The 15448-nt window shown below is 60.6% G+C and carries 8 protein-coding genes; 5 read left to right on the plus strand and 3 right to left on the minus strand.

Going from position 1 to position 15448, the window contains the following annotated elements; genetic code table 11:
• Nucleotides 1–7617 (minus strand): condensation domain-containing protein (locus tag DID98_RS23670; RefSeq protein WP_124571529.1); only part of this gene is annotated, 7617 nt, incomplete at its 3' end.
• A gap of 666 nt (nucleotides 7618–8283) precedes the next feature.
• On the opposite strand from DID98_RS23670, the gene cysC reads away from it, so the two are divergent.
• Nucleotides 8284–8940, plus strand: a complete 657-nt coding sequence (cysC, locus tag DID98_RS23675) for an adenylyl-sulfate kinase (RefSeq protein WP_230949207.1) — start codon at nucleotides 8284–8286, stop codon at nucleotides 8938–8940.
• A 36-nt stretch (nucleotides 8941–8976) separates the two neighbouring features.
• Here the strand turns inward: cysC and DID98_RS23680 are convergent, their stop codons facing one another.
• A complete protein-coding gene (locus DID98_RS23680; RefSeq protein WP_185640888.1) occupies nucleotides 8977–9705 on the minus strand; it encodes a LuxR family transcriptional regulator in 729 nt (242 codons plus the stop codon).
• 1217 nt (nucleotides 9706–10922) lie between these two features.
• Nucleotides 10923–11366: a DNA-binding protein gene (locus tag DID98_RS23685; protein WP_057928387.1), complete on the minus strand. Its 444-nt coding sequence runs from the start codon at nucleotides 11364–11366 to the stop codon at nucleotides 10923–10925.
• Nucleotides 11367–11629: 263 nt separating this feature from the next.
• On the opposite strand from DID98_RS23685, the gene DID98_RS23690 reads away from it, so the two are divergent.
• The 4 genes from DID98_RS23690 (at nucleotide 11630) to DID98_RS23705 (ending at nucleotide 15444) form a co-directional block, all read left to right on the plus strand.
• Entirely contained in the window at nucleotides 11630–11926 is a 297-nt protein-coding gene (locus DID98_RS23690) for a helix-turn-helix domain-containing protein (protein ID WP_208458957.1), read from the plus strand.
• Between the two features lie 64 nt (nucleotides 11927–11990).
• Complete coding sequence (locus DID98_RS23695) at nucleotides 11991–12530, plus strand: hypothetical protein (RefSeq protein WP_124571531.1); 540 nt, start codon at nucleotides 11991–11993, stop codon at nucleotides 12528–12530.
• A complete protein-coding gene (locus DID98_RS23700) occupies nucleotides 12527–14680 on the plus strand; it encodes a Mu transposase C-terminal domain-containing protein (RefSeq protein ID WP_208458958.1) in 2154 nt (717 codons plus the stop codon). The genes DID98_RS23695 and DID98_RS23700 overlap by 4 nt, the downstream gene beginning before the upstream one ends.
• Nucleotides 14656–15444, plus strand: a complete 789-nt coding sequence (locus DID98_RS23705; RefSeq protein ID WP_260428109.1) for an AAA family ATPase — start codon at nucleotides 14656–14658, stop codon at nucleotides 15442–15444. The genes DID98_RS23700 and DID98_RS23705 overlap by 25 nt, the downstream gene beginning before the upstream one ends.
• Nucleotides 15445–15448: the final 4 nt, after the last annotated feature.

Raw genomic sequence — 15448 nt, forward strand, 5'->3', positions numbered from 1 at the left:
CTCCGGCCGCTCCGCAGCCTGACGCTCGATCCGACGATGCACGCATTCCACCTCCACCGCTCGTGCCGTATCGTTCCAGGACCGAAGCAATTCCACGTCGTCGTCCGAAATCGTGCGCATCGCACCAAGGGATGCGCCAGGGTCGGCGGCGAATCCGCGAAGCTGGCGCACGAAGGCGCCGGCAAGCCGCGCCACCGTCTCGCTTCGAAAAGCGTCGGCACGATATTCGACGTAACCGGACAGCCGCCCCCCCTCCTGCGTCAGGTTGAAGAACAGGTCAAACTTCGCGGTCTGCAACGGCAGTTCCTGCAACGACACGCTCAAGCCGTCGAACTCGAGCTCGGGTGCCGGTGCATTCTGCAGCGCGAACATCACCTGGAAGATCGGTGAGCTCGTCGTGCCGCCCGCCGCGCCGAAAGCCTCGACGATCTTTTCGAACGGCATCTCCTGATACGAATACGCGTCGACAACCGTCTTTCGCATCCGGTCGACGAACGCGGCGAACGACAATTGCGGATCGACGTGCTCCCGAATCGCGACCGTATTGACGAAGAACCCGATCATCTTCTCGAGATCGCGCGCGTCGCGGCCGGCGACTGGCGTGCCGACACACAGATCGTCCTGTCGCGTGTAGTGCGCGAGCACGGCCAGGAATGCCGACATCAGGATGACGAATGGTGTCGTGCCGAACTGGGCCGCGAGCTCCGTGACACGACGGGTATCACCTGCGTCGATCGAAATCGGTACGCGTGCGCCCGGCCCGAGCATCTGCCCCGTGCGCGGATGATCGTAAGGCAGCGACAGCTGGCCGGCATAGCCGCTCAGCGCTTCGTTCCAATACTGACGCAACGCGGCAAGGCGCTCGCCGTCGAGACGCTGGCGCTGCCAGACCGCATAGTCGGCATACTGGATCGGCAGCGGCTGCAATTGATGTGGTTGGCCGCTCGCGAAGCTCGCATACAACGCCATCAGCTCGGTCTGCAAAACGCCCATCGACCAGCCGTCCGACACGATGTGATGCAGCGTCAACTGCAGTACGTGAGCGTCGGCCGCGAGCCGGTACAGCCTGAAGCGGATCAGCGGACCATCGCGGAGCGTAAACGGCATCGCTGCTTCGTCGGCCAGCTGCTTGTCGAGCGTTGCCTGTCGTTCGTCGACCGAGAGGTGATCGAGGGTTTCGACCGGCAGCGCAACACGTTGAGCCGAAACGATACGCTGCAACGGCACGCCGTCCACGACGTCGAAGACCGTCCGCAACGCCTCGTGACGCTCGATGAGAGTCGACAGCGCGTCGCGCAGTGCCTGGATGTCGAGTGCACCGGAAAACCGCAGCGCGACCGGCACGTTGTATGCGTTGCCCTGCGGATAGAGTTGGTCGAGCAACCACAGCCTCTGTTGCGCGAACGACGCCGGTGCCCGTTCATGGGAGCCGATTCGCCGCGGCTCCAGTGGCGCATCGGCACCGTCAGCTCGCGTCGACATCCCATCTCCCGTCAACCGATCGACGCACGCGGCCAGATCGGCCAGCGTCTTTTCCTCGAACATTGCCCGCAACGGAATATCGATGCCGAACGCCTGGCGCAACCTTGATACCACCTGGGTCGCCATCAGCGAGTGTCCGCCCATTTCGAAGAAGTTGTCGCCGCGGCCGATCAACGTGATCCCCAGCACGTCGCTCCAGATCTTCGCAATGGTTTTTTCGGTGCCCGTCGCGGGCGGTACCCGATCTCGCGTTGCTTGCAAGTCGCGCCCAAGGGCGCGCAACGCACGGCGATCAAGCTTTCCGCTCGGCGTGAGCGGAATCGCGTCGACTGCGACGAACCGCGCCGGGATCATGTAGTCCGGCAGGGAGATTGCGAGGAAATCGCGCATCGATTGCGCTTCGACTGCCGACGCACCCACCGGCTCGGCGACGACGTAGGCTACCAACTCGACCGGCGAACCTTCCCCGGACTCGACGGCGACCACGGCATCGCGTACGTGCGGGAAGCGCTGGATCGCGACTTCGATCTCCGCCGGCTCCACGCGAAAGCCTCGTACCTTCACCTGCGCGTCGAAACGTCCGAGGAACTCGATCTCCCCGGCCTGGTTCCAGCGTACCTTGTCCCCGGTGCGATACAAGCGTTCCGTCGGCCCGCCATCCAGCGGCCGGCACATCGCAAAACGCTCCGCAGTCAGCGCGTCGCGCCCGATGTATTCGAGCGCGAGCCCCGCGCCGCCAACCCGAAGTTCCCCCGGTACGCCGACGGGTACCGGCCGCCCCCGCTCGTCCAGCACGTATGCCGTCGTTCCGTTGATTGGCCGCCCGATCGGAATCGTGCCGCGGCGCGCGATCTCGTGAAGACGATCGGCACGTACTTCGTGCCAGGTCGAGAACGTCGTGTTCTCGGTCGGACCGTACACATTCAGCAGCCGTCGCGGCCCGCCCGCATCGAACGCTTTCGCCACGAGCGCCGGGTTCATCGGCTCGCCGCCGACGAGCAACGACGACACCCCCGCGAAGCCCTTCGGATCGACATGGATCGCCTGATGGAACAGCGGTGTGGTAACGAAGGCAACGCTGACACCGGAATCGTTCAGCTTCCGGAGGAATGCGTACAGATCCAGCACCTCGTAACGATCGAAGACATGCAACGACGCGCCGTTCAGCAGCGCGCCCCACACCTCGAACGTGGCGGCGTCGAACGCAAGATTGGATAGATGTGCGACATGATCTTCGGGCGCAATGCCGACATAGTCGCTGTCGCACACCAGTCGAACAACTCCGCGATGCCGCACAACGATGCCTTTCGGCGTGCCGGTGGTACCGGACGTGTAACAGATATAGGCCGGCGCGTCGGTGCGTTGCGAATGTGTCGAGAACGTCTCCGCACCACGCTCGACATCGTCGCGCCAGAAGCGTGCGCCCCGGTGACGCGCGAAAGCGGTGTTCGACCTCGTCGCGGGTACGATCTGCAGGGCGATGTCGAAACGGTAGCGCTTCAGCTCGTTGTCGATCAGGCCGAGCTTCGCGCTTTCGTTTGCCACCACGTCGAAACCGAGCTCCTCCAGCGCCCCCACGAATACGTCGGGCGACAGGAACAGTTCCCGGTCCCAGTTCAGCTTCGTCCGGAACTGCGTGTCCGGATGGGTCTGCCTGAACTCGATAAGCGATTCAAGCAGGCTGTCCTTGGTGCGCGAATCCATCACGTCGCCGATGAAAATCGTCCCGCCGTCCGCCAGCAGGCGGGCGCACGACGCCAACACCGATCTCAGGTACTGGTGCGACGAGAAGAGTTGCACGACGCTGTTCAGGACGATCACGTCGAAGGGTCCTGCTTCGATCCCGCCCACTTCGTGCGCCGGCATCGCCGCCAGCGTGATGTTGTGAAGGCCGCGCTCTCGTGCGATGCATCGATCCTTCTCGATGATGTCCGGCGACAGGTCGGTGCCGAAATAAAAGGCCACCGACGGCGCAACCGCGAACATGGTCAGCCCGGAGCCGCATCCGATTTCGAGTACGCGACTGGACGACGACAGGTACGGACGCAGTTTCGCGAGTGTGTTTTCGACATACTCGCCCATTTCTTCCCGCGAGAAATACTCGCCGGTATAGCTGTTCATCCACCCGGACGCCTGGATGTCGTCGGATGCTTCCTGCGCCACGTAATCCCACAGATCGCGGTCCGCGGCCGCCTCGTAAGAAACCTCGAACGGCCGCGTGCTGTCGCGATCGAGGCACAGCATCGAGGTGACGCTCTTGCACGACCACATCAACGCTTCGGTACGGTCGAGATGCGCTTCGGTACAGAGCAGCATATGAACCGATGCGTCGCGCGCGATCGCGAGATGCCGCTCGAACGGGTGATGGACATCGAACAGCAGATACGGACATCCGGCCTTCAGCACGGCAAGCATCGCGACCACACTGTCGATCGAACGCTCCATCACGATGCCGATCGGCCGCCCATCGGCCGCGCCGCGTCCGGCCAGGAAGGCCGCCAGTCGCTCCGACCGGTGTTTCAGTTCGGCGTAACGCAATGATTCGCCATGGTGCCTGATGGCAAGCCTGTCCGGATACCGCGAGGACGCGCGGTCGAACAGTTCGGTGATCGTCACGTCCTCGATGCGCCGCGACATGGCCGGATGCCCCAGCCCGATGACTTCCGCCGCTTGCGCCTCATCGAGCAGCGGCACGTCGGCAATCGCTTGATTCCGGTCGATCGAAACCGCATCGAGCACATGCTCGAAGGACGCGATCAACCGCTCGATCGAAGCACGATCGAACAAACCGGTGTTGTACTGGACCGAGCCGATCAGGGTATCGCCGCATTGCGCCATCGATACGTGGAAATCGAAAGCCGACATGCGCTGCCGGATAGGATAGGACTCGAACCTCAGATACTGGCCATGAAACTCCACGCCCGCCTCGCCCAGCACGAGCGCCGCGATGTCCCGGTCGTCATTCAAATGCGACTGCTGGAACACGAACATCACCTGGTAAAGCGGGTGAATGCTCGGGTCACGACGGCCGATCACGTCGGATACGATTTCCGCGAACGGATAATCCGCATGCGCCAGATCGCGCAGAAAGGCGCGCTTCGACCGCGCAAGGTGCTCCGCAAAGCTTGCGTCCGGTTCGATCGTGCTGCGCACGGGAATCGGGTTGACGAAATAGCCGATCAAATTGTGCAGCTCGGTCTTCGGGCGACCGGCATAGGGCACCCCGATCGTCAGATCGGTTTGCCCGGTGTAGCGGTGCAGCAGCAGTTGAAAGGCCGACAGCAACAGCACATGCAACGTCACGCCCTCACTGTCCGCGAGCGCCTTCAGGCGAGCCGACAGCGCCGCCGGGAATCGGAACGGCAGCGCTTCGCCAACGTAGTTCTGGACGCGCGGGCGTGGGCCGTCCGTCGGGAAGTCCAGTTGCGGCGGCAGATCCGAGAAGCGCTCGCGCCAGTACGCGCGGCTTGCCGCCGCACCTTCGCGAAGCGCATGCGCACGCACCGACGCATAGTCGGCATAGCTCGTTTCCAATGCCGGCAAGCGGATCTCGCTCTCGTTCGAAAGCGCGTCGTACAGATGCGACAGTTCCTTCACCAGGACGACCAGCGACCAGAAATCGACTGCGATGTGATGCACGGCGATTTGCAATACGGTGCTGGCGCCGGAAGAGACGTCGCCCGCGGGCAGTGCGCCGGTATAGTTGACGTAAGCAGTCAATCGGAACAACGGACCATCGCGCAGATTGAACGGCCCTGCCGCTTCCGCCGACGCGGCCCCCTCGAGTTCGTCCGCGTGCCAGCCGCTCGCGTCCACCACGCGCATCTCGGCCGGCGCCTCGTCGAGCACCGTCTGGCAGACCTGCTCGTCCTCGACACGGTAGACGGTGCGCAGCGTCGTGTGACGCGCAACGATCCGATCTAGCGCCATCTGCAGACGAGGCATCGACAATGCACCCGACAACAGGAAGGCAAGCGACACGTTATAAGCCGAACTATCGGGCGACAGCGTGTGCAGGAACCACAGGCTCTGCTGCGCGGGCGACAACGGGAACGCTGACGACGACCCGCGCGACGCATGCGGAAGGGGCGATTGGACGTGCGGCCGGCCCTGATGCGAAGCCCGTTCGACCATCCCAAGCAGGTCGCCGACCGTGCAGTCGTCGAGCAGCTCCGACATGCCCGGACTGACGCCATAGCGCTCCTCCAGCCAGCTGGACAACTGCAGCACTTTGAGCGAATCGAAGCCGAGCGACGTGATCGAGCTGTCCGCATGGATCGGCGTACCGTGCAGGTCGCCAATCTCGGTGATCAATGCGATCAGCTCGCTCGAGGCTGCGTCGTGACCCGCCACTTCCGGCTGCGGCGCAGCCGTTCCCTCGGCGCGTGGCACCGCCTCACCCCGAACCCGCTCGACCAACGCGATCAGTTCGTCGGCCTCGTAAAGCTTCCGGCATGCCCAGCGCTGCACTTTCCCGCTGGAGGTAAGCGGCAGCGTCCCTTGACGCACGAAAACCAGGGCGTCCGGTTGCACGCCATGCTCGCGGCCCAGCGCGTCCATCAGCAACGGGCGCAATTGAGCCGGATCGGCCTTGTATCTTCCGTCGAGTTCGACGACGATCACCAGGCGCTCGTCCTCATCCCCTGCAAGAAATGCAGCACTGGGTTGCACGCGCAACGCGTCGGCACTCGATGCAACCGTCGCCTCCAGATCTTCCGGAAAGACGTTTCGTCCACGGATGACGATCAGGTCCTTCTTGCGCCCGGTGATGAAGAGTTCCCCGTTTGCGAAAAAGCCAAGATCGCCCGTCGCCAGGAAATGCTGCCCCGGCCAGGTTGCGAAAGTGCGACGGAACGGCCGCTGAAGATCTTCGCGCCCCTCTCCGTGCCAGTATCCCGACGCGATGCTTGCGCCCGCGACATGGATCTCGCCCACCTCGAACTCGCCGCGTTCGATACCATCGTCGTCGGCGATAACGACCGTTGCGCCCGGCAGCAGCCGGCCCGAGCCAACCAGACGGCGCATCGCGCGCTGAGCCGTGCCTCCCTCCAACTCAGGGGAAACGAGATCGACACGCCCCGTCGTCGAAAGATGCTCGCCGTCCACACACATCACGGCGGGCTCCCGCTCCGCAGGCCCGCCGGTGACGATCAGCGTCGCTTCCGCCAGCCCGTAGCAAGGCAGGAACGACGACGTACGGAAGCCGGCTCGCGCGAATTTCGCGGCAAAACGTTCGAGCGTCCCCGGGCGAACCGTTTCCGCGCCATTGAACGCGACCCGCCACGCACCGAGATCCAGTTCCCTTATCTCGTCGTCCGTTACCCGTTCCGTGCACAATTCGTAAGCGAAGTTCGGGCCGCCGCTATGCGTCGCTCCGAACATGGAAATTGCCCTAAGCCACGTCGCCGGTCGACGCAGAAACGTTTCCGGTGACAGAAGCGTGCATTCGAACCCCGTATATAGCGGCTGCATCAGCCCGCCGACGAGCCCCATGTCGTGATAGGGCGGCAGCCAGATCACGCCGCGGCTGTTCCGGTCGCAGCCGAACGCTTGGGCGATGAGCGCTGAATTGGCGACGAGGTTGGCATGACTGAGCATTACGCCCTTCGGGTTGCCCGTCGAACCAGACGTGTATTGCAAGAGCGCGAGATCGTCGGGCCCGGCCGCAGCGGAAACCGCGCTGTCGTCGTCCGCTCCGCCCACGCCGTCCGCGCCGTCGATGACGATCCACCGAAATGCCTGATCCTCATGCTGGCTCTGGATTTGTGTCCTGATGCGATCGACGTTTGTCTTGTCGCTGACAATCACTGACGCGCCCGCGTCGATGATGATGTCGGACAGCCGTCCGATCCGGCGGCGACTCGTCGCCGCATAAAGCGGCACGGCGACCACGCCCGCGATGAAGCATCCGAACAGCGCAACGAGATACGAAAGACCGGGAGGCAGCATGATCAATACGCGGCCGCCGGGTTCGCACACCGCCCGCAAATGATCGGCCATTTCCCTCGATCGCGCGTACAGTTCCCCATATGTCAGTTGATCGACACCAGAGTCCGTACCACCCCAAAAACGATAAGCAATACTATCCGTCGCCTGGTCAGCGCGAAGCGCCAGGATATCTGCAAAGGTTTTCATTGAAGTACTCGGTCTGGTTTTGATCGCCTAGATGGGCCAGGCCGATTCCCCGACACACGCCCAACACAAAAAGCGAAAATCCTTGATGCGGAGAATTTTCAGCAGCGGCTGACGACAACCGCGCGCCAATACCGCCGACGCTCGATTGGTCTGGTTGCGTATTAGAGCATCGTATTTGTCTGCTTGAACCTATCAAATCTTATAGGTAGCTACCCGGACTCGCTTCTGGCGATAATCGAGCCGCGCATGACAATGTGACGTCGCGCAATGCGGTGACGTTATTGCGGCTGACGCCGCCGCGCCGGTCCCGTCGACGATGAGTTGCGGTTACTGCCCTCGCATATTCCTGTCCATCACGCCTCGCCACGACAGCAATATTGCGATCCGATTCGCTTGTCTTCGACGAAGCACTACGCGACTGCCCCGGTAGCTATGCTGGAGGCACCTTCTTCACGGATAGACGTCGCGAATGATTGCAAGATCTACTCAATACGCGGTGTGTCGATTGCGCACAAATCGTGTGCCGACACTGTAAAAATCGCGCGCCGCAGAGTAGTCCATACCTGCTTCGCCAAAAAGGGAAAATTGTCTTCGAAATGCCATCTGCGATTTTCGTCTTTTTTCTTCGTGATCGATGGCAGAGCATGCATGACAAGGAATTCAATTGTGACTGATCAAGCGACCGACCACGCCCTGGGCCTGCCGACCGCCGATGTGTGCTTACACGAAGCGCCGAACGTCTTCCCGCAGACGTTGCTTGTCGACAAGCAGGCGCGTCGTGCAACCAAGCGCCAGCGATCCTGCGCGATCTGGCTGACAGGACTTTCCGCGTCCGGAAAAACCACCATCGCGACCAGACTCGATCAGCGCTTGCACATGCTCGGATACCACACATACCTTCTTGACGGCGACAATCTGAGACTTGGCCTCAATCGCGATCTTGGGTTTTCGGCGACAGACCGGACAGAGAATGTACGCCGTGCGGCGGAAGTCGCAAAATTGATGGTCGATGCTGGGCTGCTCGTATCTTGCGCCTTCATCTCGCCGTTTCGGGCGGAACGGGAAATGGTTCGCGCTATGTTCGAGGACAATGAATTCTTCGAAATATACGTGAACACGCCAGTCGATATTGCGGAGAAGAGGGATCCCAAGGGACTCTACAAACGCGCGCGCCGCGGCGAACTGAGCGGCTTCACCGGAATTGACTCCCCCTATGAAGCACCGCTCGATCCGGATGTACTGATCGATACGATGTCGCACTCCGTCGATCAAGCGGTGGACATGATCCTGCTCAAGCTACGGAAAGCGGGAGCCATTGACTAGCCGGGACGCCGGCCGAAACTCCACGAGACGATAGGTTCAATTGGGCAAAATCATTCCGAACTTGATGCCGTGAACGACCGCCTGCTGACGCGTGCGAACACACATCTTCTTCATCAAGTTTGCGATATGGAAATTAACGGTCGCTTCGGAGCACGAGAGGATGCGCGAAACCTCCCATGAGGTTTTTCCGATCCCGATCCACTTGAGGCACTCCAGCTCTCTCGCCGTCAAACTTATTGGCGCAGCCGGCTCCATGCCGGCCGGAAGGAATTCCAGCGAAGATTCATAGGCAAAATCGCGCAACAATGAAAGCGCTGCGCGCATGTGAAGGCATTCGTTGTCTACTTTTTCCGAATCCTTTCCGACCAAACTCAGAATGCCAAATCGGCCTTCCGGACCATGAATCGGATACGATATTCCACTGCGCAGGCCGTACCCCCCCGCTTCCTCATAAAACTCCGAATCACGAACACTTCGCGAAGCGCCGACATCTGGCCAGACTATCGGAGATTTATTGACCAGACAATGACGAACGACCGGATCAACAGAATAAAACCCTTCACTTTGATAACGATCCCACCACGAATCCGGGTAATTTGTAAGAATCAACGCTGAAGATAGCGGCTCGGACCCAGCCTTTTTTATCCCGAAAAGCACCATGTCGAATCCGAAGTCTCGAACAATGGAAATAAGGCACCTCTCCCATTCTTCCCGAGTTCGGCATGAGAAAATTTCACTCAAAACTTCAAGATCCAACCCTTCCATGAATAATCTCGCGGCCATTAATTTTAGCGGAACGAATTTATTTTTTGATCGAAAAATAAATTGCCCGCAAGCATATCTCACGGTCATGTCGCAAACAAGGCATAAACCCGTCAATTTTATTATATTTTCAGATCGAGAAATTTAAATCTCGATAGTTTCATGCCTCGACAATAATCGACAGATCGTCATACGCATCAAGACCCTGACACCGCACGCGCTTCGGACGTCGACGCTGGAATTCTGACCCAAGAACTGCTTTGTATCGTCGAGCCACGTCGTGGAACACCGAATCGGTTGTCGCGGTCAACATCAACGGTCGCTCGCGCAAGGTGCGCTACTTGACATATCAGCCAGTGTCGGCATGAGGTGCCGTACTGCTCTGAACGAGCCTCTGACGGATCGCCGCTGACGTGATCAAAAAAACCAACATTCAACCGGATTCACCAACTCGAGTAGCGAATCGCAATCGCTTGCGCACCAGCGTCTGCGCGGTTCGGCGAAGTTTGTCCGTTTACACGAGTAATGACAGAACAGTTCTCAGTAATGCTAACCTTTGATTGTCCTGCATCCCGAGCGCGGCCTTGGATTTCACGCGGCCCCCAACGAGTCCATGAGGTGAAAAAGTCTGGGTATGTGTGCGGATGAACTTCAACGGCGATTAGGTATCGGCAAGCGACATCGTCGTCGACACGCTGTGGGGGGGTGTTCGAATTGACACTGAGACTCAATGAACAAAAAAAGGCCGGAAAGCCAAGCGAATAAAGGCTCTCCGGCCGTTCGCACCAGTGAACTAAGCGAAAAAAATTTCGCAAAAAACGCGCTCAAACCGAGCAGGTTTTGCGCAGTTTTTGTCACTGATGTGCGCAATACGTGAGCTAGTGTCAAGCGAGTATCAGGAGGCCGCATGATTGGCGCATTCGCCGCCGGCCGGTCATGCCAGGGCACAACCTTGATCGGCGAGGACGGCTCTCTCGCGTGCGGCTTGCCCAGCTGGGCCCCCGTGTTGAGGTACTTCGGTAAAAACTGTTCAATCAATTCGGCAAGTGCGCTGTGTTGAACGCTTTTTTCTTCAGATTGGTCTACCTTCATCTTGATCCCGTAGCGATTTACCACGTCGCCAGAACGGCCCCCTCCGGCGATGCGCGGGCAGCCAGAAAGGCCGCCGTTAGATACGCTACATGAAATTGTCAGATACGTTATGCATATTTAGGTAAATTCTAGGCCACCTTTTTAAGCATCTCTTCCAGCTTCTCCGTGGTAACGCCTCCCTCCTCACGGAAATAGCTGAACAACAGCGCCACAAGTGCCGCCTTCTTTTCCGGGTTGTCAGTTAACCCATTGTTTTTTATCCAATTTTCCACTCCAAGCGCGATCTGCTCGACGATTTCAGAATCCGTCATACGATTCTGCGTGAGATAACGCTTCGCCTTCTGGCCTGCCACCTCATTCAACCGAGGGGCATCCACCTCCTGGTCAATCCCGCCAGCTTCGACCCAATACCGCGCCGGCACCTCGTAGGCGCGGTGCATCCCGCCTCGTCCTGACCGCTCTTCATAGCGCCAGCCCTCGCGATCTGCCTTCGCCATGATCGCGGCCTTCGTCCCCGGAAGGCCGGGCAGCCCCATCTTCGCCAGTTCACTGGCTGCGTATAGTCGCTTCACTGAACACTCCCTAGCGCCTAAGTGTATCGCCAGCAAAACACTTCAAATTGGCGATGCACTTTTCTATTTGTCTATATGAATCAAAGCCTTGCAATCACAGCAAGGCACAGATAGGCGACATGGAGCTGCACAGAAGTGTAAACCTGCAAGTGATCTGTTGACTTGCCACTTCAATACACTTAGACTCCGTTAAAACTGACATTCGGGATTACCGGACCGAATAAAAACCGGTCTTAGACCGGCGTTTTTCTTGGAGTCAAACCATGCCAACCGCCAAACCTTCGGGGATGCACCGCGCCGACATCAAGGCACTTATTGAGAAAAAGGGCCAAACGATGTCGGGTGTCGCGCGCGCCTTTGGAATCCCGGAATCGAACGTCCGCAATGCTCTGACGCGCCCCGTCCTTTCGGGGGAAATTGCGATCAGCACCTTCGTGCAGCTGCCTGCCCACGAACTCTGGCCCGATCGCTGGACCCCGGAGGGACGCCGAATCCGGCCCCGCTACCGTGACAAGTATATCGGGGCCACGACACCGGTAAACAGTAACGGGCAAGCGTAGTTCTACGCCCTTCAGTTTAACGCAACTGAACACTTACACCGACCAGGTGAGTGTCTAGATCTGTATGGCTACCACCATGACTAAACGGAAAACGTCTCGAGGCCAGGCTGAAGTGGCCAGCACGCAGATGGCGCTGAATTTCGAGGTATTCGCCGTCGAAACACCTCATGGCACCGTCGCAGTCGCCGGCGAGAACCCTCTCGACGCGGCGATCCGCCGGACCCTCGTCGACGTAATGGACAAGGCGAACACTAAGGGGCTGTCGCGAGACCGTATCGCCGACCACATGGGCGAACTGCTTGCCCGACAAATCACCAAAGCCCAACTGGATCAGTGGGCAGCTCCAAGCCAGTTCGATCGGCGAATCCCGGTCGATGCGCTGTTGGCGCTGATGATGGTTTGCGACGACTACAGTCCGCTCGATTGGATGGCTCATCACGTCGGTCGCCGTGTGCTTACGGCCGATGAAGCACTCTGCGCCGAATTCGGGGCTATGGCAGTTCTCGACCGCCACATCAAGGCGAAACAAAAGGCGATCGAAGGCCAGATGGACGAGAAGCTGGTGGGCCAGCTCATGCACCGAATCAAGCGGATCACAAAATGAGCCTCATCGTAAAAGAGCGATACAGCTCGTCAGAACTTTTGGCGATGCGTCTCGAAGCGCTACCGACATCCAAGGCGGCTCTGTTGGCGCGTGCAGATCGAGAGGCATGGCGCTACTCCGAAGTGAAGGGCATCGGTGGCACCCGACGCGAGTTCGAGCCGCCCTCAAACGTGATGGCCGAGATTCGGCGAAAGGCGGCGGTGAAGTTTGTCGGAGCCGTGGCTGAAGTAACGGCCGTGGTCGATCCGGTGCAGCAATTGCAACTCGTCGAAACCGACGCGCAGCGTCTGCGCGCGGACGCTCGCCAGGGCATCCTGAAGTGGCTGGATCGGATCATGGCGCAGTGCCACGTCTCGCGCGAAGCGGCAATGACGACGTTGCTGACGCAGGCCAAGGCCGGCACGTTGGATGATCACCTCGTCATGATGCTGCGCGCGGCTCGCGACGAGCGCGGGCGCAAGGGTGACGGCTTCCCGAGCATCCGTACGCTGAAGCGGTATCTCGGCCAGGCCAAGAGCGGCACGCTGGCGCCCAAAGTGCCGCAACCGGACATCACGGTGCCGGCATGGGCGAAGGCATTCCTCGGCTTCTATCAGCAGCCGCAGAAGCCGTCCGTCGAGCTTGCCTATCGTGAGTTCGAGACCGCCTACCGCATGCGCGATCGCGATTGGGAGTTTCCGACGATTCACCAGGTCCGCCGTTTCCTCGGCAAGATGGGCCGGGTCGCCGTCGAGGCGGGCCGGATGGGTGCGCGCGAGTTGAAGACCATCCGGCCGTTCATTCGCCGCGCGTTCGACCAGCTGCTGCCGAACGACGTCTGGAGCGCGGACGGCCATACGTTCGACGCCGAGGTCCAGCATCCGCTGCACGGCCGGCCGTTCCGTCCCGAGATCACGACGATCGTCGACATTGCGACGCGTCGCGCAGTCGGCTTCTCGATCGGCCTGGCGGAATCGGCGATAGCGGTCATCGACGCGCTGCGCCATGCCTCGACGCGCAATGGCGTCCTCGCCATCTTCTACGTCGACCGCGGATCGGGCTATGCCAACGCGATGCTGCAGGCCGAGGGCACCGGCATCATGGGCCAGCTCGGCTTCGAAGTCTCGCATTCGCTCCCCTACAACTCCCAGGCGCGCGGCGTGATCGAGCGTCTGCACCAAACCCTGTGGGTGACGGGAGCCAAGACGCTCAACAGTTACATGGGCGCGCCGATGGATCGCGAAGCGAAGCTCGCGCACTTCAAGGTCACGCGCAGCGCGGTCAAGAACGGCGGAGCGATGCCCTTGATGGGATGGGACGCGTTCATGCAGTTCTGCAATGACCAGATCGACGCGTACAACGCTCGGCCCCACCGCTCGTTGCCGATGACGAACGATCCGGCGAATGGTCGCCGTCGTCACATGTCGCCGGATGAAGCGTTCGCCGCATTCCAGGCGAAGGGCTGGCAACCGGTGACGCTCACGGCTGACGAAGCGGACCGCGTATTCCGCCCGCGCGTCGAGCGTACGGTCCAGCGCGGCGAAGTCCGTCTGCTGAACAACCACTACTTCAGCGGTCTGCTCGAAGAGTTTCACGGGGAGACGGTCCACGTCGCCTATGACATCCACGACGCGAAGTTCGTGTGGGTCTACGAAGGCGCGACGGGTCGGTTCATCTGCAAGGCGGAGGCCGGCGCGAACACGGCTCACTACATGCCGATGTCGTATGTCGAGCAGGCCCGCGAGAAGCGCGCGGACGCCCGTGCGCAGCGCCTGCAGGTGAAGCTCAACGAAGTCGAAGCCGAGCGCATGGGGCAGCCGGCGCTGACGCTCGACACCCCCGAGGTCATCACGATCCCCGGCTTCGGCGACATCACGCGCGACGCGCTGAATCGACGCTTCGTCGACGCCGAGCCGGTGATCGAAGTCGCCGCAACGCCCATCCCCGCCAGCGAGCCAGCACCGGCCACGGCTGAAATTTTCGAACTGCCGGAAACGGCTGAACAGCGGTTTGCCCGGTGGCAAGCCTTACATCAACACATCGATACCGGAGGTGTACCCGATCAGGAAGAACTGCGGTGGTACGGCACGTACCCGCTGACCAAAGAGTTCGCGGCGCAAAAGCGCCGCGCGGAACAGGCTGAAGAGTGGCAGCTCGCCAGCCAGCAGTAACAACAACAGGACCAATCATGACACAACACGAAACCACGCTCAAACCGGTAGCCGGCGGCATCGCTCAGATCACCAACCTAAACCTGTGCGATATCGCCATCGAACGCGCGATCGCACGCAGCGCGAATCTGCCCGGACTGGTGTGCTTCTACGGCCCGTCCGGCTACGGTAAGAGCATGGCTGCACTCGCCGTCGCGAACGCCCGCCGCGCGCGCTACGTGCAGGCGAAATCGGTGTGGACGAAGAAGCACTTCTTGAAGGCGATCCTCTTCGAGATGGGAATCAAGCCGGCCGGCACGATCCCGGAAATGGCCGACCAGGTCGCGGAAGAACTCGCGGCGAGCGGCCGGCCGCTGATAATCGACGAAATGGATCACCTGGTCGACCGCAATGCAGTCGAGCTGGTCCGCGATCTGTACGAGTCCAGCCAGGCACCGATCCTGATGATCGGCGAAGAAGCACTGCCGGCAAAGCTGAAGCGCTGGGAGCGCATGCACGGCCGCGTCCTGGCATGGGTTCCGGCGCAGCCTGTCACGACCGCCGACGCGCGCCAGCTCGCCGAACTCTATTGCCGTCACGTGAAGGTCGCAGACGATCTGCTGGCGCGCCTGGTCGAGCTATCGCACGGCTCGGTCCGCCGCGTCTGCGTCAACCTCGAACGTATCCAGGAAGAAGCGCTGATGGCCGGTAAGGATGCGATGGACCTCGCGCAATGGGGCAAGCGCGAGCTGTACACCGGTGAAGCACCGAAGCGTCGTGCGTGAGGTG

The sequence above is a fragment of the Burkholderia sp. Bp8984 genome (assembly GCF_003853755.1).
Lineage (GTDB): Bacteria > Pseudomonadota > Gammaproteobacteria > Burkholderiales > Burkholderiaceae > Burkholderia.

What these genes read in the sequence shown, in the direction of transcription:
- DID98_RS23680 (WP_185640888.1), bottom strand. Translation starts at nt 9,705, where the DNA reads ATGGAAGGGTTGGATCTTGAAGTTTTGAGTGAAATTTTCTCATGCCGA.
- DID98_RS23690 (WP_208458957.1), top strand. Translation starts at nt 11,630, where the DNA reads ATGCCAACCGCCAAACCTTCGGGGATGCACCGCGCCGACATCAAGGCA.
- DID98_RS23695 (WP_124571531.1), top strand. Translation starts at nt 11,991, where the DNA reads ATGGCTACCACCATGACTAAACGGAAAACGTCTCGAGGCCAGGCTGAA.
- DID98_RS23700 (WP_208458958.1), top strand. Translation starts at nt 12,527, where the DNA reads ATGAGCCTCATCGTAAAAGAGCGATACAGCTCGTCAGAACTTTTGGCG.